The sequence below is a fragment of the Methylibium petroleiphilum PM1 genome (assembly GCF_000015725.1).
In the GTDB taxonomy this organism is placed as follows: Bacteria; Pseudomonadota; Gammaproteobacteria; order Burkholderiales; family Burkholderiaceae_C; genus Methylibium; species Methylibium petroleiphilum.
Genome location: NC_008825.1, coordinates 2,061,706 through 2,087,146, shown reverse-complemented (window position 1 = coordinate 2,087,146; position 25,441 = coordinate 2,061,706). Strand labels below are relative to the sequence as shown.

Genomic DNA, 25,441 nt, shown 5'->3' with positions numbered 1-25,441 from the left:
GAGGACCAGTCAGCGCGAGCGCGGCCCGCGCTTCTTGGGCAGCGTCTCGGCCCCTTTGATGTGAGACAGGGTATCGGCAAAGTGAATACCTTCGGCATTGAGGTGCTCGTTCAGAGCCAGTCCGCGGGCCTGGTTCACGAGTTCCTTGGTGGCGGCCAGCACGTTCGGCGCGCGGGACGCGAGCTGGCGGGCCAGCCGAGTAGCTTCGGCCAAGGCCTGGCCGCTGTCTGTCACGCGATTGACAAGTCCCCAGGCTTGCAGCTCGCGCGCGGACACGGGCTCGCCGAGCCACAGCAGCTGCAGTGCCAGCGCGCGCGGCAGCGCGTGCGCCAGCAGCCAACTTCCGCCGCCGTCGGGCGACAGTCCGGCCTGGCCCTGCGACATGGTGAAGCGCGCGTCCTCCGCGGCGACGATCAGGTCGCAGGCCAGCGCCAGCGAGAAGCCGGCCGCCGTCGCTGCCCCTTCGACGGCGGCAATGACGGGATTGGGGTGCGCACGCAGGGCCTCGACGAAGGATCGCAACGCATGCAACTGGTGCGCCGCGGCATCGCCGGGCCGGATCTCCGCGTCGTTCGCCAAGCGCTGGAGGTCGCTGCCCGCGCTGAAGTGCGCGCCTTCACCGACCAGCACCACCGCGCGAACCGTGGCGTCGGCTTCGGCGACGTTCAGCGCCTCGACGGCCGCGGTCAGGGCCTGCGGCGCCAGGGCATTGCGGCTGGCCGGATCGCTGAAGGTCAGCACCAGGGTGCTGTCGCGTCGCTCGGTGCGCAGTTCTGCGGTCATCGTCGGCTGCTGCGGTCTCGGGGCAGGCGAGAATTGTGTCACGCACCGTCGCCGAGACCGTGGCAGCGGGCCACCGGAGTCGGTGTATTCGGGCGCTCCTCTGCGGATTGGGCCGGTCGGCTCCATGCTAGAGTCCATCGCGGTCGGCAAAAGAAGAGCTATGCATCTCAGCACGCGAAAACTACTGATCGGTGTGAGCCTGTGCGCGTTGGCACAGGGTGTCGTGGCTGTCGGTTTCGGAAAATTGCCGGACTCCACGACGCTCGGGCAGCCGCTGGAACTGAAGATTCCGCTGCGGGTCGACGCGGGCGAGGATCTGCGTCCCGAATGCCTCAATGGCGAAGTCCATTTCTCCGACAACCTGCAGCAGCCCGGCACCACCTCGCTGCGGCTCGAACCCGCCGAACCCAGCGCAACCGAGCGCGTGCTGCGGCTTGCCACCACCACGCGCGTCGACGAGCCGGTCGTGACGGTGCAGATCACGGTCGGATGTGCCTCCAAGGTCACACGCCGCTTCACGCTGTTCGCGGACCCGCCGCTGATCGCCCCCGCCGAAGTGGCCGCCCCAGTTGCGGCCGTTGCACCGTCGGCACCACCTGCGCCGGCGGCCTCCGCAGCGAGCCGCCCCGAAGCCGCGCCCCCGGATACCGCGCCGATGCCGCGTGCCGCCACACCGCGCACGCCGGCGCGCAGCCGTGCCACCACGGCCGCACCACGCCGTGCGCCCGCCACTGCCGCTGCCCCAATCGCTGTGCCGCGCCCCGCGCCGCAGCGTGCGGCCCGGCCCGCGGCGACCGGCAACAACGCCCGTTTGAAGCTCGCCCCTCTCGAGGCGGGCGCCCTGGTCGCGGCGACGCCAACGCCCGCCGAGGTGGCCGCCAGCGCGGCCGCCGCCGAGCAGGCGGCCAGCGCCGCCAGTGCGGCAGCCCTGGCCGAGGCCGCCCGGGTCAGAGTCGAGGAACTCGAGGCGGCGATGAACAAGCTGCGCCTCGAGACCGCAACCACCCAGCAGGCCATTGCCGGCCTGCAGGCGCGGTTGCAGCGCGCGGAAAGCGATCGCTACAGCAACCCATTGGTCTACGGTCTGGCGGCGGCCCTCGCGGTTCTGCTCGGCGTGGTGATCTGGCTCTGGCGGCAACGCAACCAGGAGCGCCAGTCGCACGCCTGGCTGGTGCAGGCGGCCACGCCGGCGGAAGCGCCGCGGAGCGGTGGCGTGGGAGCGCCGGCCGCAACGGCAGAGGCGGCCGCCTTCGCGCCGGTGCCGACGCTCAAGGCCTGGGTCAGCAAGCCCAACGAGATTGACGGTTTCGACGACACGCTGGCCGCGACGCGGGCCGGCAGCATGTCGGTGACCGGCGCGCTGTCGGAGCCTGCTCCGCTGAATGCGGTGCGGCCGCTCAGCGCTGCGCAGAAGCGCGAGGTTTCGGTCGAGGAGCTGATCGACCTCGAGCAACAGGCCGAGTTCTTCATCGTCCTGGGTCAGGACGCTGCGGCGATCGATCTGCTGATGGGGCATCTGCGCAGCACGTCAGGTACCAGTCCGCTGCCCTATCTGAAGCTGCTGGAAATCTACAAGCGCCGCGGTGACCGTAGCGACTACGAACGGCTGCGCGAGCGCTTCAACAGCCGCTTCAATGCCTACGCCCCGGCCTGGGAGACCGACCTTCTGGGCGGACGCACGCTGGAAGACTACCCGGCCGTCATCGAGCAGCTCCAGGCGCTGTGGTCGACGCCGTCGCGAGCGATGGACGTGTTGCAGGTCAGCCTGCTGCGCCCCGACGATGGCAATGCCGATCCCGAGGGCAGCGACAGCTTCGACCTGCCGGCCTATCGCGAGCTGATGCTGCTGTATTCGGTCGCACGCGATCGATCGGAGCTCGAGGCCGGCGGGGCCGTCGACCTGCTCCTGCCGATCGGCGCAGGCGAACCCACGGACGATGCGCCGGCCAGCGCGGTCTTCGAGCGTCTGCTGGCGACGACCTCGCTCGAGGCCCAGCCGGAGGTGCAGAAGCCGCTGGCGGTCGATCTGTCGCTCGAGGACCTCGAGCCCAAGCCGGCCGAAGGCGGCACAGGCCAGGACGGCGGTTCGCGCGGCTGAGTTGCGCGCCTGCGGGCGCCCTCAGCCGGGAGATCGCGCGGACAGCGCCGTGCGCAGCCGCTGCAACGCGGCATCCAGCGTGCCTTCGCGCTTGGCAAAGCAGAAGCGCACGACCCGCTGTTCGAATCCGGCGTCGTAGAACGCCGACAGCGGAATCGCCGCGACGCCGGCCTCGGTGGTCAACCAGCGGCAGAACTCGGCTTCGCTGCGCGCCCGATGCGCGGCCAGGCCGCCATAACCCACGCACTGGAAGTAGCTGCCTTCGCTGGGCATCAGGTCGAGGCCGGTGTCCGCGAGCCCGGCGCGGAAGCGGTCGCGCTTGCGTGCATAAAAATCCGGCAGGTCCAGGTAGGGGCGAGGGTCGCCCAGGTAGGCGGCCAGCGCGTGCTGCACCGGCGTGTTGACGGTGAACACATTGAATTGATGCACCTTGCGGAACTCCGCCATCAGTTCGGCCGGGGCCGCGGCGTAGCCCACCTTCCAGCCGGTCACATGAAAGGTCTTTCCGAAGCTCGACACGATGACGGAGCGCGCGGCGAGCTCCGCATGGCGAGCCACGCTCTGGTGGGCTTGGCCGTCGAACACCATGTGCTCGTAGACCTCGTCGGCGATGACGATCACGTTGGTGGGCCGCAGCAGATCGGCCAGGCGCTGCATCTCGCCGGCGGTCCACACCGTGGCGCTCGGGTTGTGCGGCGTGTTGACGAGGATTGCGCGGGTGCGCGGCCCGAGCGCCGCGGCGATACGGTCGAAGTCCGGCCGGAAGCGGCCCGGCGTCAGCGGCACCCGCCGTACTCGGCCGCCGGCCAGTTCGATGTTTGGCGCATAGCTGTCGTAGCAGGGCTCAAGGACGATCACCTCGTCGCCCGGATGCACCAGCGCGAGGATCGCGGTCAGGATGGCCTGGGTCGCGCCAGCGGTGATGGTGATCTCGCTGCCGGGGTCGTAGCGGTGACCATAGAGCGCGGCGATCTTTGCGGCGACTGCTTCGCGCAACACCGGCACGCCGGCCATCGGCGGGTACTGGTTGTGGCCTGCCTGCATGGCCTGCGTCACGGCATCGACCAGGCGCGGGTCGCACTCGAAGTCCGGGAAGCCCTGGCCGAGGTTGACCGCGCCGTGCTCCTGGGCCAGCGCGGACATCACGGTGAAGATCGTCGTGCCCACCCGCGGCAGGCGGCTGGGCGGCACGGGCGTGCGGGCCAGGAGGTGGGCGCTGCTCATCGGTGCTGGCTTCACAGTTCGTAGCTTTCGGCGTCGCCCTGCAACGCGCGGGTGATCAGATCGCGGGTCAGCCGGTCAGACAGCAGCTCGGCAAAACCGTAGACGAAGTTGCGCAGGTAGGCTCCGCGCTTGAAAGCGAGTCGGGCGACGTTGTTGCCGAACAGCTGGCCGGCTGGACGCGTGACGAGATCGCCGCCCGGTGCACAGGCGGGATCGTCGCGCACCGCCATCTCGGCCACGATGCCCACACCCAGGCCGAGCCGGACGTAGGTCTTGATGACGTCGGAGTCGATCGCCTCCAGCACGACGTTCGGCTTGAGTCCGCGCGTGGCGAAGGCCTGGTCGACGCGGGTGCGGCCCGTGAAGGACGGGTGGTAGGAAATCAGCGGCTCCTGGGCCAGTTGCTCCAGGGTCAGCCGTTCGTGCGCCGCGAGTGGATGGTTCAGCGGCAGCACCACCACGTGCTGCCAGTCGTAGCAGGGCAGGGTGACCAGGGACTCGAAATCGCTCAGCGACTCGGTCGCCAGCCCGACCTCTGCGGTCTCGTCGATCAGCATCTGCGCCACCTGCTCGGGTGTGCCCTGGTGCAGGCTGATTGCCACCTTGGGATGGCGCTTGCGCAGCGCAGCCACCGGGCCAGGCAGCACGTAGCGTGCCTGGGTGTGGGTGGTGGCGATCGACAAGGTGCCGGCATCCTGCTGGCTGTACTCCTCGCCGATGCGCTTGAGGTTGCCGACCTCGCGCATGATGATCTCGATGGCCGCGAGCACCTGCTGGCCTGGCTCGGTGATGCGCTTGAGCCGCTTGCCGTGGCGCGCGAAGATGTCGATGCCGAGCTCGCCCTCGAGCTCGAGGATGGCCTTGGAAATTCCGGGCTGGGACGTGTGAAGGGCCTTCGCGGTCTCGGTCAGGTTGAGATTGCGGCGCACGGCTTCCTGGACGAAACGAAACTGATGCAGGTTCATCGGGCGGTGCGCGCAGCTGCGCGAGGCGGGTGAAACGAAATTATCTCAGTGCCACCGGCGTGACGCTCTCAGCGGGCCTGCGGTTGCAGCAGCGCCCAGGCGGCATCGGCCATCGCGGCGACCACCGAGTCGATCTCTCCGATCGCGGGCGCGAGCTGCCAGCGCACCGCCGGCAGTTCGCCGCGCACGCTGTGCAGCAGTGCCGGCAAGTCCTTGCGCACATGCCCTCCTGCGCCCAGGAACAGCGGCAGCACGCTCACGGCCGAGCAGCCCTGCGCCGCCAGGGCATGGGCCGCGCCGCGCAGGTCCGGGCTCATGAACTCCAGGTAGGCCAGCGCGACCGGTGTATCCGGCGCGCGCTCCCGCAGCTGACGCGCCACCGCCTCGAAGGGCCGCGCCCACAAGGGGTCGCGGGCGCCGTGGGCGAACAGGAGGATGCCGTGCTGCTGCATGCGGTTCCCTCTCACCGGTAGCGCACGAGCCAGCTGAAGGCAGCCATCGACAGCAGCAGGTAGAAAGCGCCGGGTGCTGCGGCTGCGATCCAGGGCGTCCAATCGCGCAGCAACCCGAGGTGGGTCGACACGTTGTTCAGCAGCACGAAGCTGATGCCCAGCAGGATGCCGCCGAACACCTTGACGCTGACGCCACCGGCGCGCGCGTGCAGGTAGGCGAACGGCAGGGCCAGGCCCACCATCACCAGGCAGGCCAGCGGGTACAGCGCCTTCTTCCAGAACTGGATCTCCTGGCGCTGCGCGGCCTGCTCGTTCTGGGACAGATGGCTCATGTAGCGGTAGAGATCGACGGTCGACATGCTCTTGAGCGGCGAGACGGCCGCACCAACCACCGAAGGCGTCAAGCGGGTCGGCCAACGCAGCTCGTCGCGCCGCTCGTCGACCGGCAGGCCGTCGCCGCTCGCCGCATGCCAGCGCGTGAGACGCACCTTTTTAAGGCGCCAGGCACCGTCTTCGACCACGGCATGCTCCGCGGCCACACGCGCCAGCAGCTGGCCTTCCTCGCTGAACTCGTAGATGCGCACGTCGTCGAGCAGACCGTCGGGCCCGACGTTGCCGATGTTGATCGAATCGATGCGCTCTCCGGCGGGCAGCTCCCCCGGCGCGGCGGCGCGGCGGTCCTTCAGCCAGGCGCTGTTGTTGCCGCCGCCGGAGGCCGAGCCGCGCAGCGTGGAACGGAGCGTCTGCGCCTTGGCATCGAAATAGGGGCCGACGTAGTCGCCGACCACGAAGGTCAGCACCGCGAACGCCAGTCCGATCTTGGCGAGCAGCGACAGGGCCCGGCCCGGACCCAGCCCGCCGGTGCGCAGAATGGTGAACTCTGAAGACTGCGCCAGCCTGGCCATCGCGTAGATGGTGCCGATCAACACCGCGATCGGCAGCAGTTCGTACAGGCGCCCCGGCAGCTCCAGCAGGCAGTACAGGGCCGCATGGTGCACGCGGTAGGCGCCACGGCCGATGTCGTCGAGCTCCTCCACGAAGTCGATGAAGAAGAACAGCGACAGGAAGGACACGGCGACGAAGGTCACCGCGCCCAGGACGTCGGCATACAGGAGACGGCGGACCGTGCGCATGGCGAGGCCTTAGGTGCTTGCGCGCCGGCGGCGCAGTCCGAACGAGGCGCCGCGTTCGCGCCACCAGAGCAAGGAAACAGCCAGCACGAAGCTGCCGCCGTGGATGAGCAGCAGCACGATGCCGATCTCGAGCTTGCCGCTGGCGACCCAGGCCTGACTGAGGTTCAGCAGGTTGAAATAGACGACGAAGGCGAGCAGCGCGAACAGCAGGTTCCAGCTGCCGGCACGCCGCGGGTTGCCGCCCGCCAGGCCGATGCCCAACAACACGAGATTGATGCCACCGACGGCCAGGCCGATGCGCCAGGCGAGCTCGCCGAAGTGCCGGTTGCTCGGCTGCGTGAGCAGATCCCAGGTGCTGCGCGCCTTCGGTGGCAGGTTGTCGGCGCCGCTGCTGACGGCTTCGCCGGCCAGCACGCGGTAGCTGTCGAACTGGGCGAGCTTGCGCTCGCCGGTGGCGAGGTTGATATCGTTGCGCTGGCCGCTTTCGAGCACGACGAAACGCTGGTCGCCGTCCATCTCGATGCGCCCGGTGCGGGCCGAGGTCACGCTCTCGCTGTCGGGCTTGCGCTCCAGGACGAACACGTTGCGCGCGATGTTGCCTTCGCCGGTGTCACGCTCGATGAAGAAGGTGCGCTTGCCGTCGGCCGAGCTCTGGAACTGCCCGGGCGCCACGCGCGCCACGTCTGAGCGCCGCTGGTAACGGTCTTTCAGCTCGGCGATCTGGCGGTTGCCCCAGGGCCAGACGAACAGCGCCAGCAGCGCCACCAGCAGCAGCAGCGGTGCGGTCAGCCGCAGCACCGGCGGCACGAAACGCAGCAGGCCCACACCGCTGGCGAACCAGATCACCATCTCGCTGTCGCGGTACATGCGCGTGAGCGTCGTCACCACCGCGATGAACAGCGACAGGCTGAGGATGGTGGGCAGGTTCTCGAGGGCCACGTAGCCGAGCAGCAGCGCGACATCCTGCGCGGCCACCGAACCACCCGCCGCCTGGCCGAGCGTGCGGATGAGGAACATCGTGATCACGATGGTCATGATCACGACCAGGGTCGCGCCAAAGCTCCTGGCGAGGTCTCGGCGCAGAGTGGAATCGAATAACATCAATTGGATTTCAAACGGATCGCATTATGGACTTTCGCATTCTCGCCACGTCGACCTCCAGCCTTTCGAAGGTCAGCGCCGATGCGCTCTTGATCGTGGTGGCCGGCGATCCGAAGCAGCAAGGCCTGGACGATCCCCTGGATCGCGTGCTGTCCGATGCGATCGCGGCCGGCGACCTGGCCTTCAAGGCCGGTCGCACGCTCTATCTGCACCGTCCGCTGGGCGTGAAGGCGGCGCGCGTGGTGTTCGCCGTGGCCGGCGATGCCGGGCCCAAGGCCTTCAAGTCCGCCGTGGCCGCGGGCTTGGGCCTGATCAAGCCGCTGGGTGTGAAACACCTGGCAGTGGCCGCAAGCGGCGCCATCGAGGACTCCCATGCCGAGGCCGCCGCGGCGGCAGCGTCCGACGCCACCTACAGCTACCGCCACACCAAGCCGAGCGCGAGCCCCGCGCCGGCGCTGCAGAAGATCACCCTGCTGGTCGACAAGGCGGAAGCCAAGGCGGCGCAGACCGGACTGTCGCGCGGCGCGGCGATCGCCCTTGGCGTGGCGCTGGCGCGCGAGTGCGCCAACCGGCCCGGCAACCACTGCACGCCGAGCTTCCTGGCGGCCGAGGCGCGCAAGCTCGCCAAGCTGCCGCGGATCAAGGTCGACGTGCTCGACCGCAAGGCCTGCGAGAAGCTCGGCATGGGCTCCTTCCTCGCCGTGGCGCAGGGCTCCGACGAGCCCCCGAAGTTCATCGTGCTGCGCTATGACGGCGCGTCGCGGAGCGATGCACCGGTGGTGCTGGTGGGCAAAGGCATCACCTTCGACACCGGCGGCATTTCCATCAAGCCGGCGGCCGAAATGGACGAGATGAAGTACGACATGGGTGGCGCCGCCAGCGTGCTCGGCAGCTTCCGCGCTGTCGCGGAACTTCAGCCGCAGGTCAATGTGGTGGGCCTCATCCCGAGCTGCGAGAACATGCCCAGCGGGCGCGCCATCAAGCCGGGCGACGTGGTGACCTCGATGTCGGGCCAGACGATCGAGGTGCTCAACACCGACGCCGAGGGGCGCCTGATCCTGTGTGACGCGCTGACCTACGCCGAGCGCTTCAAGCCGGCCGTGGTGATCGACATCGCCACGCTGACCGGCGCCTGCGTCATTGCGCTCGGTCATCACCGCAGCGGCCTGTTCAGCGCCGACGATGCGCTCGCCGATGCGCTGCTCGACGCCGGCAGCGCCGGCCTCGACCCGGCTTGGCGCATGCCGCTCGACGACGAGTACGAGGAAGCGCTGCGCAGCAACTTCGCCGACATGGGCAATGTCGGTGGCCGCGCCGGCGGGGCCATCACCGCGGCGATGTTCCTCAAGAAGTTCACAGCCAAGTACCGCTGGGCGCACCTCGACATCGCCGGCACGGCCTGGAAATCCGGCGCCGCCAAGGGAGCGACCGGCCGGCCGGTGCCGCTGCTCACGCACTTCGTGCTGTCGCGCACCCGTTGACGCCTGCGCGCGGGGAACCCGCTTGACGGAGATCAACTTCCACCACGGTGCAGCCGATCCGCTGGCGCACGCCTGCCGCCTGCTGACGAAGGCCTACCAGCGGGGCGCCCGGGTAGCCGTCACGGCGTCGTCGAGCGAGCGGCTCGCCCAGCTCGACGTGATGCTGTGGACTTACGATCCGCTGGCGTTCGTGCCCCATGCCCGGCTGCGCGCAGGAGCGGCTCCGGCCGAGCGCCTGGCGCCGACCCCGATCTGGCTGCTGGACCGGGCAGCCGACGCACCTCATCACGAGGTGCTGGTGAACCTGGGACCCGAGGTGCCGGCTGGTTTCGAGAGCTTCGAACGCTTGTTCGAGATCGTCGGCAAAGACGACGAGGAGCGGCGCGCAGGCCGCCAGCGCTGGCGCTACTTCGAGAGCCGCGGCTACGAGATCCGCCCGCACGAGGTGCGCGGCTGATCTCGGCGCCTGCAAAGCGGGTGGTCTGCGGCTTGCTACTGTTCCAGCTTCAGGTGCAGACCGCCGGCACCGGCGCCGACGGTGTTTTCCCGGGGCGTCTCCCGAGCGGTGTGCTGCCTGTTTTGGAGTATTGTCTCGGCCGTTGAGAACGACCCGTTTTCTTCAATCTTTCTTCCAACCCGGAGGTTCTTCATGCAACTCAAACTCAAAGCCATCGCCCTTGCAACGGCCCTGCTCGCGACCGGCGCCGTCTCGGCCCAGGAAGTGATCAAGATCGGCCACGTCGCCCCCATCTCCGGTGCCCAGGCCCACTACGGCAAGGACAACGAGAACGGCGCCCGGATGGCGATCGAGGAACTCAACACCCAGAACATCACGATCGGTGGCAAGAAGGTCAAGTTCGAACTGGTTGCGGAAGACGACGCTGCCGACCCGAAGCAGGGCACGGCCGCCGCCACCAAGCTGTGCGATGCCAAGGTCAACGGTGTGGTCGGTCACCTGAACTCCGGCACCACCATTCCCGCCTCGAAGATCTACAACGACTGCGGCATTCCTGAGATCACCCCGTCGGCCACGAACCCCAAGTACACGCAGCAGGGCTTCAAGACCGCTTTCCGCATCCTGGCCAACGACAACGCGCTCGGCGCCGGCCTGGCTTTGCACGCCGCCAACAACCTGAAGCTCAAGAAGGTCGCGATCATCGATGACCGCACTGCCTACGGGCAGGGTGTGGCCGAGGTGTTCAAGAAGACTGCCCAGGCCAAGGGCATCCAGATCGTCGATGAGCAGTACACCACCGACAAGGCCACCGATTTCATGGCGATCCTGACCTCGATCAAGTCGAAGGGTCCGGATGGCGTGTTCTACGGCGGCATGGACCCGCAAGCCGGCCCGATGCTGCGCCAGATGGAGCAACTCGGCCTGTCGAACGTCAAGTTCTTCGGCGGCGACGGCGTGTGCACCGCCAAGCTCGCCGACCTGTCGGCCGGCGCCAAGACGCTGGGCAACGTGGTCTGCGCCGAAGGCGGCTCCTCGCTCGAGAAGATGCCCGGCGGTACCGCCTGGAAGGCCAAGTACGACGCGAAGTATCCCGGCCAGTTCCAGGTCTACTCGCCCTACGTCTACGACGCGGTATTCGTGCTGGTCGACGCCATGAAGCGCGCCAACTCGGCCGACCCCAAGGTCTACGGCCCGAAGCTGTTCGAAACCAACTACACCGGCGTGACCGCGAAGGTGGCCTTCGAGAGCGATGGTGAACTGAAGAACCCGGCGATGACCCTGTACGTCTACAAGGACGGCAAGAAGGTCCCGCTGAACTGATGACGCCAGCGCGTCCTTGATGAAGAAGGCGCCTCGCGAGAGGCGCCTTTTTTGTTCCGGCGCGTGGCTACAATCCGTCGCTCCGGAGAGATGGATGAGCGGTTTAAGTCGCACGCCTGGAAAGCGTGTGAGGGTTAACAGCCCTCCGCGGGTTCGAATCCCGCTCTCTCCGCCAGATAGCTAGGAAACACGGGCCTTTGCGGCCCGTTTTGCTTTCTACCCACGTTTGATCCCATGTTGTGGATACCGCTGCGGTCCAGCACCATCTGAGCACAAGTCAATCCGCAGGTGCGGTTCTGTGGGCGCCGCAAGTAGGCGCTCGAATCGCATGCAGCAAGGGGGAGGTGAGATGACCAAGGCCGTTGACAGGGGCGCGATGCTTAACCATGTGTATGGCCTTGCTGGGCTGATTCCGGCCTTGATTGGTTTGGTCTTCCTTGTGAAAAATGATGCGTCTTGGTACGAGTACGCGTTACTTGGGTCAGGTTGGTTTGCAGCGATCATCTACGGGCTGATGCTGGTAAAAGCATTTCACGTTGCTCGCGCTGATGGCGAACTGATTGGACGACTAACCGTTGAGCTCGAAGGGCTCAAGCGTGAAATGTCATCTCGAAACGCAACACTGGACTATCTGGCTTCTTTGCAAATGGGGCGAGTTGCCACACCGCGCGCGATGACCGTGCAGCCGCACGAGGATGGGGAGGCAATGTGATAAACATTTCTTTTGATGGCTATTCGTACTACCCGACGCTGCGTACGAGGCAGGCGGAGTTGAAGGGTCTAGAAATGTTGGATCCTTACCGCAAGCGCCAAATCGTGCCGTTGCTAACGCTTGGCCGCTGGCCGAAGGCGATTGACTTCGTCAAATCAGCAGAGAGGGCGGCAGCGGCAATGCCAGATTTGCCCTACTTTCTCGATCTGACAACCGACGGCAATCACCTAGCAGATCAGCAACTGGCGCTAAGGAATCCAGTCGGGGCTTTTGAAGCATGGCGGAGGTTCACTGCTCAATATCCACGAGCGATACCAGTAGTTCAGATTGTTTCAGGCGCGCGAGTCCGTGATGTGACCAAGCAGGCGCAAGAGATAGAGCGCGCTGTTGGAAAAGTGGCGTTCAGAATCAAAGAATTCTCTGCGGAAACCGCGATGGTGGTTAATGCGTTGAGTGCGCTTGACAACCCACGAAATGCGATTGTGTTCATCGACTGCCAGTACATTCGAAGCGCTCTATCTGCCTATGCGACTGCAACAATTGCTTCAATCAATCAATTGCGGATTGAGTATCCGGAATTGATGATTGTTGTTTTGTCTACAAGTTTTCCATCATCGACGCTGTCATTTGCCGGGCGAGACCAACAGCAGCAAAGAGGATCTATCGACATCTTAGAGAGAGATCTTCACGCCAGAATTGGTGGAAGCCCAGTCGCTGCATATGGTGACCATGGCTCTGTGCATTCCGTTGTTTATGACGATGCACAAGTTATGCGTTGGGTACCAAGAGTGGACTACCCTCGACAACTGGATTGGTACTTCGAGCGCAGAAGTGGCGTTGACGCAACCGCAGGTTATGTGTCCGCAGCTCAGGCTGTCCTTGCTACGGATGCTGAGATTGGGTCACGAGACATCTGGGGGGAAGACATGATTCGGCAGGCGGCCGGGGGCACCCCGCACGGCAAAGCACCTAGTTCTTGGATATCCGTTCGAGTGAACATCCACCTTGCGCGACAGATCGACTTCTCGGCTAAGTTGGGTGCTGGACTCGACGCTGAAGAAGATACGGAGGAATGAACTAAATTGCTCGCTGGCGAGGAATTGGTGCCGCATCTCTGAGCCCGCTTTTTGAGATGTACTCGGCGAGCCTTTCGGCTTGGCTCGGCTCAGCTTTGGCGACATGTCGTGTTGACGCACGCTGCTTCTGCTTAAGGGCAAGGATGTGCTCGTGCCTGCGCTTCAAGTAGCAAAGGACGCTTGCGCGAATGACGCTCACGCTCTGCCGCGACGCTTGTTCGACAAGATCTGCTCGCGAGCCAAGCGCGCGGCCACCCTGCGCCCTCAGAAATCTTCGAAGCTCTAAGACCGGCAAGAAACTTAGCCAGTTCGCTTTCGAAGTAGGTGAGCTGCACTTTGCTTTTCGAACTATCTGACTTCCGTCATCGTTGATGGTCCAGACGCCAACAGTTTCTGGGGCGCGCGCCATCACACCCGCTAGGTGCTTTGGCGCACAAACCACGGTTACCTGCTCGAAGAACTTGCAGTAGCTCTCAACTTGACCATCAAGTCGATCGAGAGAATCGCGCGGGCTCTTAATCTCAAAAACGCTGAGTTTGCCGTTCGCCATAACGAGGTCGGCGCGTCGCGAAAATCCGTCAACGAACAGCTCAGGAATGAAGGTCGCACCGAGACCGGCCGGCGACAATGCCAACTCTTTGATAAGCCTGTCGCGGATCTCTGCTTCTGTCATTTTTTGCTCAGCTACACGCTCTCTTTTGCGTACGGAGCCGCTCTCCCATCTGCGATTTTCCACATTTGTGGCCCATCTCACAACTGAGTCTGCCGATATGAAGTAGTTCGTCGCCTGTTCGCTGCATATGGGTTTTGCGATTCACATACTTCGACAGATTTTCCCTTGTAGACCTCAAGCCCGGCGTGTGCCTCGACCCGGGGTCGAACCGGGATGGCCTTCATCGGTGCCGCCGACCCTTCGACTTGTTAGCTCGCTCTGCCGCCTCCTTGATCTTCGCGTAGGCCTCTGCGCTGATGCCGTGGGGTTCACCGCTACCAAGTTGGCCAGCGTGGAAGCGCGGCGTGGCCGACCTCGGATCGAACACCGGCACGGCCCCGGCGTGGTGGTACATCACGCCGCACCAATAGCACGACACGAACTCGGTCTCGTAGCTTCGGCCGTCGGGCCGCTTGACCGCGACACGCGTGCACCTGGTGGACTCGCAGGCGGTGCAGCTGAAGGTCTCTTTGCCGCCGACTGACTCGAACGCTGGTCGAGGGCACATCTCAGTCCGCCAGCACGCCCAGCTTCAGCCATCGCACCGCAGCTTCCTCGGGCGACATGGCCCGCCAGTGCTCATCGCACCAGAGATCGCCAGCCGCGTCGAGCAGCTCGTCGATCGGGATCGTCGGCCATTGGTTCTGCAGGCGCGCGGCGAAGCCACGCTGCCATTCCTGTGCGTCCATGATGCTGCCCCCAAACACTGTATGAACATACAGTATTGCACTTCATCGGACGCTTGCGGACATGTCGACACGGCCGCTGGGTTTTCACCCTGAGGACTCAAGCAGCCAAGCGATGCTCGTAGTAGGGCCGCGGTCGGTCATCGAGGATCGCGTAGCTGGCCGCCAGATTCCTCGGGTCAGGATTGAGCCAGGCCGCAACGTTCTCGGGCTTGATCTGCACGATGCAGCGGTCGTGCCCCGCAGCGGCCACCTCGGGCGGTGGGTCGTCGGTGATCGCGGCGAAGCTCAGCAGATCCGGTTCGTCCTTTCCGGTCCACCGTGACCACAGGCACGCCACCAGCATCGGCTCCCGGTCGTCGGGGGTGAACTGCAGCACCACGTTCTTGCCGTCGCGGTCGACGTTCTCGTAGAAGGTCTTGACGATCATGAGCCCGTGGGTGTGGCCGAACTGGCCCTTCCAGAAGCCTTCGAGGTTGTCCCTGCGGGCGTTGTACGTGCCCGGGTACTTGATGTCGTAGAACGCCGGCTTGCCGGCTGGGCGGCACTGGTAGCGCATCGGCTTCACCACGAGCTTGCCGCCCTCGCTGACGATCACCGGCGCGTAGATGCCGGGGAAGATCCGCGCATCGCGATCCTTGGGCTCGGTGCGGCGCAAGTCATCGAGCTTGCGCTTCAGCGCCTCGACCTTGTCCGTTGCAATGCGCTTGCTCTCGGCGGCGGCCTTGGTCTCTTTGACCGCGAGCTTGCGTTCGGCGTCGGCCAGCCTCGTGCGCTGCTTGAACAGCTCCTGCTCGTGCTCGGTGGCCAGCTCGGCGTTGCGCTGGTCGATCAGTGTCTTGATGGCCCGCTCGTCGTCGGTCTGAGGATCGGCGAAAAACTGGTCGATCATCTTGGGGACCTTGCGTCTATCGCTGAACGCAGGCCCATACAAATCCTTGAACTCCTCCAAGGAGATGAAGGCGCCCCAGCGGCGGCAGTGCTGACGGTAGGCGTCTACGAGCTGGGCAGAGAAGCACATGGGCGCATCGTAGCGAGCGATGACTACTCCCGCAGCTTTTCGCCCGTCGGTGCTGGCGCCGCCTCGTCGGGCACCTTGGGCGTATCCGACGCATGGTGTTCCTTGTGCGTCTTCTTGCCCAGTTGCGGCGTCTTGTCCGCACCCGGCGCAATTTCCTCGCCGTGCTTCTTCTTTTCTTGTCGCAGCTTCTTGTCGTGCGCAATATCGCGGGGATCGGTCATGGTGCACCTGCTCTGTTGATGACCCATCATCCTCACGCATCGGAAGCGCCAGAGAAGTAGGACAACCGGCCGCCGAAAGAAGGACGAAGCCGAGCCCCTTAATGCAGCGTTAATTTTTGGGGTGCACTGTTCGGTGAGGAACACAAAAACATCGCCATGCTGCATCAACCGAAGGGCTCGCTACGAATGCTGACCCGCTATGGAGCGCTCATCTTTGTCATGGGAGTGTTATGGCGCTACGGCGCGGGAAGCAGTATCGGGACGGTGGTCGCGTTGATCGGCGCGTTCTGCTATCGGATCCATCCCGCCGTGATCATGCGGTCAAGGCAGATGCAATGACGACAGAGCCGCTAGGTAGTGTTTCTGTCGCCGATAGTCGTGCAAAACCGAATCACACGGTGCACTGGCCAAGCGGACGTTCGGCCCTACGCAAGCTGATAGAACTGGCACCCGAATGTGATTCGTTTGGATCGCAAGCCGCAGGTCTCTCGCCATGCTTGACGCGGTCCAGAGCAGTTCGTGCTGCATCTCGCCGCTCCAGCCGCTGAAACATTCCCATCCTTCTCCTGTGAAGCTACACAGCAGGGTGTCGAGCTGTTGCGTAAGGCGCTCGATTCGATCGATCGGCGACTCGGAATCGGTCGCGATGTCGGCGCTGTTCTTGGGGGTATCCTGTTTAGTAGCCACTGATTCACCTCTTGTGTAGGTGGGTTGCCTGACAGCACGTCGTTGGCCGTCGCAATCGCTTGGTCCAGGCCGAGCACCTGGGTCACGGCATCGAGCTTCTTCACGTCGAGGTCGCGGGCCAGACGTTGCCAGGCCTCGGCGCGCAATTCGTAGGGGGCCATCACCGAGTCGATCCCGCACAGCGTGATGTTGCGCAGGATGAACGGCAGCACGGAGGTGGGAAAGTCCAGGCCCTGGGCCAACCCGCAGGCGGTGACCGTGCCGCGGTACCGGGTGGCTGCGCACACATTGGCGAGGGTCGCGCTGCCGACCGTGTCGATCGCGCCGGCCCATTTTTCTTCACCCAGCATCTCACCGGCGCTGGCCAGCGTGGCGCGGTCGATGACCTGGCTCGCGCCGAGTTTCTGCAGGAAGGCCGCTTCCTCGAGCCGGCCGGTGGAGGCCGTCACATCGAAGCCCAGCTTGGCGAGCACCGCGATGGCGATCGTCCCCACGCCACCGGCTGCACCGGTGACCAGGACGGGCCCGCGGTCCGGGCGCACACCGTGCTGTTCGAGCGCCAGCACGCACAGCATCGCGGTGTAGCCGGCCGTCCCGATGGCCATCGCGTTCAATGTGGAGAACCCCGTGCGCCTAATCCGCGGATGAGTGGAGGACTCCCTGCGAAGATTCTACTACGCAGGGTGAATGACTGCGTTCGACCCATTCGGGCAGCCTGTCTTCCTGCTCTGCGGCGCAAGCGGCTGTGCGATCCGGCCCAACGGCGTTAAGCTTCGGTTTACGCACACTCCCCATGGGTGCAACCAGATGGCTGCGTACAGTTCCGGGCCGCCACGCCGGCCTCCGCCTCCTGCCAAGCCGATCCGGCCACTGAATTCGCTGGCGGTCGATCTCGATCTGAGCGAGCCCGAGCAGGGCGATGAAGGCGACTGGATCGATTCGACGTTCGAGTTGCGCAGTGGCCTCACCGTGATCGAGCACCCGATCGACACCCTGCCCGGTGAGTTGCAGGATGCCTTCAAGAAGCAGACGCGCTGAGCCGTAAGGCGGACGTCCATGCGAACTTGCGAGACCGTAGCGCGCTTCAGCTGCGGTCTTCGCGGCGCCGCTGGTTGCGGCGCTGGTCCGCGTAAACCCTGTTCACGCGAGCGGCCGTCTGCTCGCGGTTGACGGCCTGCTGGATCAGCGCCTCCAGTTGGTCGCTGGGGAGGCTGTCCAAGGGGCGCTCGCAGACATCGAGTCCCAACTTCAGGTCGAACGACGAAGCGAGCCAACCCGAGGATTCCGTTTCGCTCTCGCTGCTGCCGGCAGTCGGGCTCGCAGGAGGCACGTCACTCGCGCCGAACGGTCGCGAATTTGCATGAGACAGGGACATTGAAGCTCCCGGGAAAGCGGACATCACCGCGGTGCCGAAGCTTCGGCGATCCTTGCCATGGGCGCGTCCCGATAGGGGGGTGGCTCCGATGGGGGAGAGGAGCGTCAGCTCTTCAGTTCCGATTCGAGCCCACGAATCAAGGCGCGTGCGGCCTCCTTGGACATTTCAGCCGGCAGCATCAGGCCGTTGTCGAACTGCAAGTGCAATCGCACGCGCGTCGGGTCCTGCGCAGCCACCGCGCCAATGCCCAGACACTCGAGTGCCGGCGGCACGGGAGGAGCGTTTGCTTCGCCAGGCACGGTTCCGGCTTCGGCTGCCTTGGCCAGCAAGGTCACGGCGACCAGCGGGGCAAGGTCCCGCATGATGGCGATGGCCAGACTGCGGCGCTCGCCGGCAAGCAGGGCGTCCGCTTTCAACAGGATGGCCGCCCCGTCGGCGGCAGGTTCGGCCGCCCGGAGGGCCGCGATTTGCAGTTGCAGCGGCTGCAGATTGTTTTCTTCTTGCATACGCAGGGTCCTTTCCCACGTGGTCGTTGACATGGGCAAAAGCGTAACCAGCGTGCCCGGTCTTTCCTGCCGGCGCGGGTCAGCGCCAGCCGTCGGCCGTCGGGCAGGGCGCTTGTCGGAATGCGCCTACGTGCAGGGGTGGTCCGCGCTCCGGCCCTCACAACGCGTGGGACTGCAACTGCTCCAGCGAGACGTAGGCCAGGGCGCGCTCGTGCGTGCTGTCCAGAACGACCGGCGGCGCCGCACCCGCTTCGAGCGCCTCCTTCCAGCGCAGGGCGCACAGGCACCAGCGGTCGCCTGGTTTCAGGCCGGCAAAACGCCACTCCGGCCGCGGTGTGACGAGGTCGTTGCCGCGCTCGCGCGAGAAGGCAAGGAAAGCGGCAGTGACCCGGGTGCAGATCACGTGCGTGCCGAGATCCTCGGCCGAGGTGCTGCAGCAGCCGTCTCGGAAGTAGCCGGTCAGCGGATCGTAGGAGCAGGCGCGCAGCGTCTCGCCGAGCACGTTTAGGGCCATGGGCGGCTCACTTCGTCGGCACGCCCTTGTTGAACAGTGTCATCGCCGTGCCGATCAGCGCCGAGACCTCGCTCATGTTGCCCGGCACGATCATGGTGTTGTTCTTCTGTGCGAGCTGGCTGTAGGCGTCGACCGCGCGCTCGGCCACCTTCAGCTGCACGGCCTGCTCGCCACCGGGTTCGCGGATCGCCGCGGCGATCTGGCGGATCGCACCGGCGGTCGCCTCGGCGACCGCGGTGATGGCGGCGGCCTCGCCCAGTGCGTTGTTGATCTCGGCTTGCTTCTCGCCCTCTGAGCGGGCGATGAAGGCTTCGCGCTCGCCGGTGGCGATGTTGATCTGCTCCTGGCGCCGGCCCTCCGAAGCCGCGATCAGCGCGCGCTTTTCGCGCTCAGCGGTGATCTGGGCCTGCATCGCGTGCAGGATGGCGGCCGGCGGCGTCAGGTCCTTGATCTCGTAGCGCAGCACCTTGACGCCCCAGTTCAGCGCCGCCTCGTCGAGCGCGTGGACGACGGCGGCGTTGATCGCGTTGCGCTCCTCGAAGGTCTTGTCGAGCTCCATCTTGCCGATCACGCTGCGCAGCGTGGTCTGGGCCAGCTGGGTGATCGCGAGGATGTAGTTGGACGCGCCGTAGCTGGCACGCATCGGGTCGGTGACCTGGAAGTAGAGGATGCCGTCGACAGTGAGCTGGGTGTTGTCCTTGGTGATGCAGACCTGGCTCGGCACGTCCAACGGAATCTCCTTCAGCGAATGCCGATAGGCGAGGCGGTCGACGAAGGGCACCAGGAAGTTCAGGCCGGGGACGAGCGTTGCGTGGTACTTGCCGAGCCGCTCCACGACCCAGGCACTCTGCTGCGGCACGACCTTGATCGAGCGCGCGATGAAGATGATGGCGATGACGAAGAAGACGATGGCGACGATTTCCATGGGGATCCCTGAAGGAGGAAGGGGAATCAGCGAACCAGCAGCAAGCGGGAGCCGTCGATGGCGTGGATGACATGCTCTCCGGGCGACGGCGCGCCATCGCCGGCGTAGCGCGCGCTCCACTGCGCACCGCGGTAGCTGACCGTGGCCGAACCGTCGGCCTGCCACTCGGTGACATGCACGCGCTCGCCGATATCGAGGTTGACGTTGCGGTCGGCGCTGGCCGCCGCAGCGGGGGGCCGCCGCAGGCGTTTGAGGTGCCAGGCGATCACCGCGCCGCCGCCGACCAGGGCCGCCGCGAGCATCTGGACGCTGAACCCGAAGCCGGCATGGGCGGCGAAGGCCGCGGCCACGAAGCCCAGCGCGAGCATCAGGAGGTAGAAGGTGCCGGTGGTCAGCTCGGCCGCGACCAGCGCGCCGCTCGCGATCCACCACCAGGTGGCGGCACTCCAGTCCATCGGGCCTCCTCGGATGTGCTTGCGTCTGACGAACAATGTTGCATTCAGTGTACGACGCAGCGTTTCGTGCCCTGGCTCATCAAGCCGTTGCAGATGTAGCCCTAAACTCCGCGCTTCCTTGAGCGGGGTGGTCCCGCCAGCAGCGCCCGCCGGAGGCCTCCAGATGCAGCACTTTCGTTTCCCCATCGTCATCATCGACGAGGACTTTCGCTCCGAGAACACCTCCGGACTGGGCATCCGTGCGCTGGCGGACGCGATCGTCAAGGAAGGCTTCGAGATCCTGGGCGTCACCAGCTACGGCGACCTGAGCCAGTTCGCCCAGCAGCAGAGCCGCGCCAGTGCTTTCATCCTGTCGATCGACGACAACGAGTTCACCCACGAGGGGCCCGAACTCGCGCCGGCCGTGCTGAACCTGCGCCAGTTCATCCGCGAGATCCGCCGCAAGAACCTGGAGATTCCGATCTACCTTTACGGCGAGACCCGCACCTCGCAACACCTGCCCAACGACGTGCTGCGCGAGCTGCACGGCTTCATCCACATGTTCGAGGACACGCCCGAGTTCGTGGCCCGCCACATCATCCGCGAGGCCAGGAGCTATCTCGACGGCCTGGCGCCGCCATTCTTCAAGGCATTGGTCGACTACGCGCAGGACGGTTCCTATTCCTGGCACTGCCCTGGCCACAGCGGCGGCGTGGCGTTCCTGAAGAGCCCGGTCGGGCAGATGTTCCACCAGTTCTTCGGCGAGAACATGCTGCGCGCCGACGTCTGCAACTCGGTCGACGAGCTCGGTCAGTTGCTCGACCACACCGGCCCGGTGGCTCAGAGCGAGCGCAATGCGGCCCGCATCTTCAACGCAGACCACTGCTTCTTCGTCACCAACGGCACCAGCACCAGCAACAAGATGGTCTGGCACCACACCGTGGCGCCCGACGACGTGGTGGTGGTGGACCGTAACTGCCACAAGTCCATCCTGCACGCGATCATCATGACCGGCGCGGTGCCGGTGTTCCTGCCGCCGACGCGCAACCACCTGGGCATCATCGGCCCGATCCCGAAGGCCGAGTTCGAGCCCGCGGCGATCCGCAAGCGCATTGCCGCCAACCCGCTGCTCGCGCATGTGGACCCGGCCACCGTCAAGCCGCGCATCCTGACGTTGACGCAAAGCACCTACGACGGCGTGCTCTACAACACCGAGACCATCAAGGGACTGCTCGACGGCTGGATCGACACGGTGCATTTCGACGAGGCCTGGCTGCCTCACGCTGCCTTCCACAAGTTCTACGGCAGCTACCACGCGATGGGCAAGAACCGTCCGCGGCCGAAGGAAGCGGTGGTCTATGCCACGCAGTCGACCCACAAGCTGCTGGCCGGCATCAGCCAGGCTTCTCAGGTGCTGGTGCAGGATGCCCAGAACACCAAGCTCGACCGCCACCTGTTCAACGAAGCCTATCTGATGCATACCTCGACGTCGCCGCAGTACGCGATCATCGCGAGCTGCGACGTCGCGGCGGCGATGATGGAGCCCCCCGGAGGAACCGCACTGGTGGAGGAGAGCATCCAGGAAGCGCTCGACTTCCGGCGTGCGATGCGCAAGGTCGACAAGGAATTCGGCAAGGACTGGTGGTTCAAGGTCTGGGGCCCCGACAAGCTGGCCGAGGACGGCATCGGCAAGCCCGAGGACTGGATGATCAAGGCCGACGCCAAGTGGCACGGCTTCGGTCCGCTGGCCGAAGGCTTCAACATGCTCGACCCGATCAAGTCGACGCTTGTGACGCCGGGACTCGACGTGGCCGGCAAGTTCGCCAAGACCGGCATCCCGGCCTCGATCGTCACCAAGTTCCTGGCCGAGCATGGCGTGATCGTCGAGAAGACCGGGCTGTACTCGTTCTTCATCATGTTCACGATCGGCATCACCAAGGGCCGGTGGAACACGCTGCTGACCGCGCTGCAGCAGTTCAAGGACGACTACGACAAGAACGCGCCGCTATGGCGCATCCTGCCGGAGTTCTGCGCCGCCCACCCGCGCTACGAGCGCATGGGGCTGCGCGACCTAGCGCAGAGCATCCACGAGGCCTACGTCAAGGGCGATATCGCCCGGCTGACCACCGAGATGTACCTGTCGGACCTGCAGCCGGCGATGAAGCCCAGTGAGGCCTACGCCCACATCGCGCACCGCAAGACCGAGCGAGTGGAGATCGAGAGCCTGGAAGGGCGCATCACCACCTCGCTGCTGACACCCTATCCACCGGGCATCCCGCTGCTGATCCCGGGCGAGCGCTTCAACAAGAAGATCGTCGACTACCTGCGCTTCACCCGCGACTTCAACCGTCGATTCCCCGGTTTCGACACCGATGTGCACGGTTTGGTCGAGGAGGAAACCGACAGCGGCGAGCGCCGCTACGCCGTGGACTGCGTGAAGCAGTGAGGTCAGCGTCCGGAGACGATCGATCGCCTCCGGCAACAGGGATCAGGCGTCGGTCATGCCGCTGGCGACCCGGCTGAAGCCGCCGTCGACATAGGTGATCTCGGCTGTCACGCCGGCCGCCAGGTCGCTGAGCAGGAAAGCCGCAACGTTGCCCACGTCGTCGATCGTCACATTGCGGCGCAGCGGCGCATTGTTCTCCACCACGTCGAGGATCTTGCCAAAGCCCTTGATGCCCGACGCCGCCAGCGTCTTGATCGGCCCGGCCGAGATGCCATTGACGCGCACGCCGCGCGGGCCCAGGCTGCCGGCGAGGTAGCGCACGCTGGCCTCCAGAGAGGCCTTGGCCAGGCCCATGGTGTTGTAGTTCGGCACGACCCGCTCGGCGCCCAGGTAGGTCAGCGTCAGCAACGCGGCCTTCGGGGTCAGCAGCGGCGCCGCCGCCTTGGCCAGCGCCGGGAAGCTGTACGAGGAGATGTCGTGGGCGATGCGGAAGGCCTCGCGGCTCAGGCCGTCGAGGAAGTCGCCGGCGATCGCCTCGCGCGGCGCGAAGCCGATCGAGTGGACGAAACCGTCGAATTGGGGCCAGGTCTGGGCGAGTTGCTGGAACATCGCGTCGATCTGGGCGTCTTCGGCGACGTCGCAGTCGAAGATCAGGCTGGAGTCGAACTCACGGGCGAATTCGGTGGTCCGCTCCTTGAAGCGCTCGCCGACATAGCTGAACGCCAGTTCAGCGCCTTCGCGCCGGCAGGCGCGGGCGATGCCGTAGGCGATCGAGCGGTTGGACAGCAGTCCGGTGATCAGCAGCCGCTTGCCGGCGAGAAAGCCCATGTCATGTCTCCATCCCACTGTTTGCAGCCTGAAATTCTGGCACGGCGGCGTGGCTCCGCCATGCTCTTGACACCCCCGATGCTTGCCGGTAGTGCGTGCCCACGCTACAATCCCGGCTTCGCTAGACCAGATTTCGCCAGACAAGAAATTGGGCCGGAGATTCCAGCCCTTTTTTTTTGTTCGATTGTTTTTGCGGTCGTTCCTTTTTGCAGTTCATGGAGCGGGTTTCAACCCGGGAACCTTCAGTCGATGAGTTGGCAGGCAGCCGTTGAGAAAACCGTGACCGGATTCGGTTATGAGTTGGTGGAATGCGAGCGGGGCTCGCAGGGGTTGCTGCGCGTGTTCATCGACCGGGTGCCGGGACAGGTCTACGACGGTGGTCCGGGGGAATTCGTGACGGTCGAGGACTGCGAGAAGGTGACCCGCCAATTGCAGTATGTGCTGGAGGTCGAGAACTGCGATTACTCGCGGCTCGAGGTCTCCTCGCCCGGCCTGGACCGTCCGCTGAAGAAGTCGGCCGACTACGCCCGCTTCGCCGGTGAGCGGATCGACATCACGCTGAAGCTGCCGTTCCAGGGCCGCAAAAAGTACCAGGGCGTGCTCGCGGCGTCCGGCGAGGCGTGGGAACTGCATTTCAACGACGGCAAGCAGGATCAGGTCTTGGGATTCACGCTCGAGGAAGTTCGCGACGCCCGGCTCGTGCCGGTCGTGGACTTCAAGGGCCGCAAGGGCAAGGAGCCAGCCGAGCCCGCGGCGCAGGTACCCGGAGGTTACGAACAATGAACCGCGATCTGTTGGACTTTGTGGATGCGATCGCTCGCGAGAAGAGCGTCGAGCGTGATGTCGTGTTCGAGGCCGTCGAGGCGGCGCTCGCCTCGGCGAGCAAGAAACTGCATGGCGGCGAGGTCGACATCCGCGTATCGGTCGACCGCGACACGGGCGAGTACGAAACGTTTCGCCGCTGGCTCGTCGTGCCCGACAGCGCCGGCCTGCAGAACGCCGACGCCGAGGAACTGCTGACCGATGCCCGCGACCGCATCGAAGACATCGAGGAAGGCGACTACATCGAGGAAGCCATCGAGTCGGTGTCGATCGGGCGCATCGGTGCGCAGGCCGCCAAGCAGGTGATCCTGCAGAAGGTGCGCGACGCCGAGCGCGAGCAGTTGCTCAATGACTTCCTGTCGCGCGGCGACAAGATCTTCGTCGGCACCGTCAAGCGCCTCGACAAGGGCGACCTCGTCGTCGAGAGCGGCCGGGTCGAGGGGCGTCTGAAGCGAAGTGAGCTGATTGCCAAGGAAAACCTCCGCACCGGCGACCGCGTTCGCGCCTACATCACGGAAGTGGACACCACGCAACGCGGGCCGCAGATCATGCTGTCGCGCAGCGCACCTGGCTTCATGGTGGAACTGTTCCGCCACGAGGTTCCGGAGATCGAGCAGGGCCTGCTCGAGATCAAAAGCTGCGCCCGAGATGCAGGTTCGCGCGCCAAGATCGCCGTGCTGTCGCACGACAAGCGGGTCGACCCGATCGGCACCTGCGTGGGTGTGCGCGGCTCGCGCGTCAATGCCGTCACCAACGAACTGGCTGGCGAGCGTGTCGACATCGTGCTGTGGTCGGCCGATCCGGCGCAGTTCGTGATCGGCGCGTTGGCGCCGGCCAATGTGCAGTCGATCGTGGTCGACGAGGAAAAGCATGCGATGGACGTGGTGGTCGACGAGGAGAACCTCGCCATCGCCATCGGCCGCGGCGGCCAGAATGTGCGCCTCGCTTCTGAGCTGACCGGCTGGCGCATCAACATCATGAGCGCCGAGGAGTCGCAGGACAAGCAGGCGACCGAATCGGAGTCGATCCGCAAGCTGTTTGTCGAGAAGCTCGACGTCGATGCCGAGGTGGCCGACATCCTGATCGCCGAGGGCTTCACCAGCCTCGAGGAAGTGGCCTACGTGCCGCTGCAGGAAATGCTGGAGATGGAGTCCTTCGATGAGGACACCGTCCACGAGTTGCGCACGCGGGCCAAGGACGCACTGCTGACGATGGAGATCGCCCAGGAAGAGAAGCTCGAAAGCGTTTCGCAGGATCTGCGCGACCTCGAGGGGCTCGACGCCGAGCTGATCGCCAGGCTGGCCGAAGGCGGCATCCACACGCGCGACGACCTGGCCGATCTCGCGGTCGACGAACTGACCGAGCTGACCGGCGTGGCCGACGAGCAGGCGAAGGCCCTGATCATGAAGGCGCGCGAGCACTGGTTCACTGCCTGAAGCGCCGCCCGCACCGCACTCCGCAT

General features: G+C 65.4%; 29 protein-coding genes and 1 tRNA gene. 12 read left to right on the top strand and 18 right to left on the bottom strand.

Features of this window, described 5'->3' with window-relative positions; genetic code table 11:
* Positions 1–9: 9 nt before the first annotated feature.
* Positions 10–783, bottom strand: a complete 774-nt coding sequence (locus MPE_RS09815; protein ID WP_011829544.1) for an enoyl-CoA hydratase family protein — start codon at positions 781–783, stop codon at positions 10–12.
* Positions 784–907: 124 nt separating this feature from the next.
* On the opposite strand from MPE_RS09815, the gene MPE_RS09810 reads away from it, so the two are divergent.
* A complete protein-coding gene (locus tag MPE_RS09810) occupies positions 908–2,881 on the top strand; it encodes a type IV pilus assembly protein FimV (RefSeq protein ID WP_148210924.1) in 1,974 nt (657 codons plus the stop codon).
* Between the two features lie 21 nt (positions 2,882–2,902).
* Here the strand turns inward: MPE_RS09810 and MPE_RS09805 are convergent, their stop codons facing one another.
* From MPE_RS09805 to lptF, 5 genes are all read right to left on the bottom strand, one after another.
* Positions 2,903–4,105, bottom strand: a complete 1,203-nt coding sequence (locus tag MPE_RS09805) for a pyridoxal phosphate-dependent aminotransferase (protein WP_011829542.1) — start codon at positions 4,103–4,105, stop codon at positions 2,903–2,905.
* 11 nt (positions 4,106–4,116) lie between these two features.
* Entirely contained in the window at positions 4,117–5,070 is a 954-nt protein-coding gene (locus tag MPE_RS09800) for a CysB family HTH-type transcriptional regulator (RefSeq protein ID WP_011829541.1), read from the bottom strand.
* Positions 5,071–5,138: 68 nt separating this feature from the next.
* A complete protein-coding gene (locus tag MPE_RS09795; RefSeq protein WP_011829540.1) occupies positions 5,139–5,522 on the bottom strand; it encodes a sirohydrochlorin chelatase in 384 nt (127 codons plus the stop codon).
* Between the two features lie 11 nt (positions 5,523–5,533).
* The gene (lptG, locus tag MPE_RS09790) at positions 5,534–6,655 is read right to left on the bottom strand and encodes an LPS export ABC transporter permease LptG (RefSeq protein WP_011829539.1); all 1,122 of its coding nucleotides are present in this window, start codon (positions 6,653–6,655) and stop codon (positions 5,534–5,536) included.
* A 9-nt stretch (positions 6,656–6,664) separates the two neighbouring features.
* A complete protein-coding gene (gene lptF, locus MPE_RS09785) occupies positions 6,665–7,756 on the bottom strand; it encodes an LPS export ABC transporter permease LptF (RefSeq protein WP_011829538.1) in 1,092 nt (363 codons plus the stop codon).
* A gap of 26 nt (positions 7,757–7,782) precedes the next feature.
* Here lptF and MPE_RS09780 point away from each other — a divergent pair, with 26 nt between their 5' ends.
* From MPE_RS09780 to MPE_RS23280, 6 genes are all read left to right on the top strand, one after another.
* Positions 7,783–9,237, top strand: coding sequence for a leucyl aminopeptidase (locus MPE_RS09780; protein WP_011829537.1), 1,455 nt, complete (start codon positions 7,783–7,785; stop codon positions 9,235–9,237).
* 22 nt (positions 9,238–9,259) lie between these two features.
* Positions 9,260–9,694 carry a DNA polymerase III subunit chi gene (locus tag MPE_RS09775; RefSeq protein ID WP_011829536.1) on the top strand — a complete coding sequence of 145 codons (435 nt, stop codon included), beginning with the start codon at positions 9,260–9,262 and terminating at the stop codon, positions 9,692–9,694.
* Positions 9,695–9,886: 192 nt separating this feature from the next.
* Positions 9,887–11,014 carry a branched-chain amino acid ABC transporter substrate-binding protein gene (locus MPE_RS09770; RefSeq protein ID WP_011829535.1) on the top strand — a complete coding sequence of 376 codons (1,128 nt, stop codon included), beginning with the start codon at positions 9,887–9,889 and terminating at the stop codon, positions 11,012–11,014.
* Positions 11,015–11,098: 84 nt separating this feature from the next.
* A tRNA-Ser gene (locus MPE_RS09765) sits at positions 11,099–11,189 on the top strand.
* Positions 11,190–11,363: 174 nt separating this feature from the next.
* Entirely contained in the window at positions 11,364–11,726 is a 363-nt protein-coding gene (locus tag MPE_RS23960) for a hypothetical protein (protein WP_148210923.1), read from the top strand.
* The gene (locus tag MPE_RS23280) at positions 11,723–12,802 is read left to right on the top strand and encodes a beta family protein (RefSeq protein ID WP_011829533.1); all 1,080 of its coding nucleotides are present in this window, start codon (positions 11,723–11,725) and stop codon (positions 12,800–12,802) included. Before MPE_RS23960 ends, MPE_RS23280 begins: the two co-directional genes overlap by 4 nt.
* A gap of 1 nt (position 12,803) precedes the next feature.
* On the opposite strand, the gene MPE_RS23955 is transcribed toward MPE_RS23280, so the two are convergent.
* The 5 genes from MPE_RS23955 to MPE_RS23950 form a co-directional block, all read right to left on the bottom strand.
* Positions 12,804–13,475, bottom strand: coding sequence for a sce7726 family protein (locus MPE_RS23955; protein WP_011829532.1), 672 nt, complete (start codon positions 13,473–13,475; stop codon positions 12,804–12,806).
* A 220-nt stretch (positions 13,476–13,695) separates the two neighbouring features.
* Positions 13,696–14,022, bottom strand: a complete 327-nt coding sequence (locus MPE_RS09755) for a hypothetical protein (RefSeq protein ID WP_011829531.1) — start codon at positions 14,020–14,022, stop codon at positions 13,696–13,698.
* A gap of 1 nt (position 14,023) precedes the next feature.
* Entirely contained in the window at positions 14,024–14,203 is a 180-nt protein-coding gene (locus MPE_RS09750) for a hypothetical protein (RefSeq protein ID WP_011829530.1), read from the bottom strand.
* A gap of 97 nt (positions 14,204–14,300) precedes the next feature.
* A complete protein-coding gene (locus tag MPE_RS09745; RefSeq protein ID WP_011829529.1) occupies positions 14,301–15,221 on the bottom strand; it encodes an SOS response-associated peptidase family protein in 921 nt (306 codons plus the stop codon).
* Positions 15,222–15,244: 23 nt separating this feature from the next.
* Positions 15,245–15,442 (bottom strand): hypothetical protein, encoded by a 198-nt coding sequence (locus MPE_RS23950; RefSeq protein WP_011829528.1) that lies wholly within the window; start codon positions 15,440–15,442, stop codon positions 15,245–15,247.
* Between the two features lie 156 nt (positions 15,443–15,598).
* On the opposite strand from MPE_RS23950, the gene MPE_RS09735 reads away from it, so the two are divergent.
* On the top strand, positions 15,599–15,781 hold the full coding sequence (locus MPE_RS09735; RefSeq protein WP_041929628.1) for a hypothetical protein: 183 nt from the start codon (positions 15,599–15,601) through the stop codon (positions 15,779–15,781).
* A gap of 86 nt (positions 15,782–15,867) precedes the next feature.
* On the opposite strand, the gene MPE_RS24980 is transcribed toward MPE_RS09735, so the two are convergent.
* Positions 15,868–16,734 (bottom strand): zinc-binding dehydrogenase, encoded by an 867-nt coding sequence (locus MPE_RS24980; protein ID WP_049820794.1) that lies wholly within the window; start codon positions 16,732–16,734, stop codon positions 15,868–15,870.
* Positions 16,735–16,816: 82 nt separating this feature from the next.
* Here MPE_RS24980 and MPE_RS09725 point away from each other — a divergent pair, with 82 nt between their 5' ends.
* A complete protein-coding gene (locus tag MPE_RS09725; RefSeq protein WP_148210922.1) occupies positions 16,817–17,167 on the top strand; it encodes a hypothetical protein in 351 nt (116 codons plus the stop codon).
* Positions 17,168–17,213: 46 nt separating this feature from the next.
* On the opposite strand, the gene MPE_RS24855 is transcribed toward MPE_RS09725, so the two are convergent.
* The 5 genes from MPE_RS24855 to MPE_RS09700 all read right to left on the bottom strand — a co-directional run bounded on the left by MPE_RS24855 (position 17,214) and on the right by MPE_RS09700 (position 19,904).
* The gene (locus tag MPE_RS24855; RefSeq protein ID WP_259372571.1) at positions 17,214–17,348 is read right to left on the bottom strand and encodes a hypothetical protein; all 135 of its coding nucleotides are present in this window, start codon (positions 17,346–17,348) and stop codon (positions 17,214–17,216) included.
* Positions 17,349–17,608: 260 nt separating this feature from the next.
* Positions 17,609–18,010, bottom strand: a complete 402-nt coding sequence (locus MPE_RS09715) for a hypothetical protein (RefSeq protein WP_011829524.1) — start codon at positions 18,008–18,010, stop codon at positions 17,609–17,611.
* Between the two features lie 157 nt (positions 18,011–18,167).
* Positions 18,168–18,524 carry a DUF2237 family protein gene (locus MPE_RS09710; protein WP_011829523.1) on the bottom strand — a complete coding sequence of 119 codons (357 nt, stop codon included), beginning with the start codon at positions 18,522–18,524 and terminating at the stop codon, positions 18,168–18,170.
* 7 nt (positions 18,525–18,531) lie between these two features.
* Complete coding sequence (locus tag MPE_RS09705) at positions 18,532–19,449, bottom strand: SPFH domain-containing protein (RefSeq protein ID WP_011829522.1); 918 nt, start codon at positions 19,447–19,449, stop codon at positions 18,532–18,534.
* A 26-nt stretch (positions 19,450–19,475) separates the two neighbouring features.
* Positions 19,476–19,904, bottom strand: coding sequence for an NfeD family protein (locus tag MPE_RS09700; RefSeq protein WP_011829521.1), 429 nt, complete (start codon positions 19,902–19,904; stop codon positions 19,476–19,478).
* A gap of 163 nt (positions 19,905–20,067) precedes the next feature.
* Between MPE_RS09700 and MPE_RS09695 the strand changes: the two genes are divergently transcribed.
* Positions 20,068–22,329, top strand: coding sequence for an arginine/lysine/ornithine decarboxylase (locus MPE_RS09695; protein ID WP_011829520.1), 2,262 nt, complete (start codon positions 20,068–20,070; stop codon positions 22,327–22,329).
* 42 nt (positions 22,330–22,371) lie between these two features.
* On the opposite strand, the gene fabI is transcribed toward MPE_RS09695, so the two are convergent.
* Positions 22,372–23,157 (bottom strand): enoyl-ACP reductase FabI, encoded by a 786-nt coding sequence (gene fabI / locus MPE_RS09690; RefSeq protein ID WP_011829519.1) that lies wholly within the window; start codon positions 23,155–23,157, stop codon positions 22,372–22,374.
* Positions 23,158–23,406: 249 nt separating this feature from the next.
* Between fabI and rimP the strand changes: the two genes are divergently transcribed.
* Both rimP and nusA read left to right on the top strand, forming a co-directional pair.
* Positions 23,407–23,940: a ribosome maturation factor RimP gene (gene rimP, locus MPE_RS09685; RefSeq protein WP_011829518.1), complete on the top strand. Its 534-nt coding sequence runs from the start codon at positions 23,407–23,409 to the stop codon at positions 23,938–23,940.
* Positions 23,937–25,415 (top strand): transcription termination factor NusA, encoded by a 1,479-nt coding sequence (gene nusA, locus MPE_RS09680; RefSeq protein WP_011829517.1) that lies wholly within the window; start codon positions 23,937–23,939, stop codon positions 25,413–25,415. The genes rimP and nusA overlap by 4 nt, the downstream gene beginning before the upstream one ends.
* Positions 25,416–25,441 lie beyond the last annotated feature (26 nt).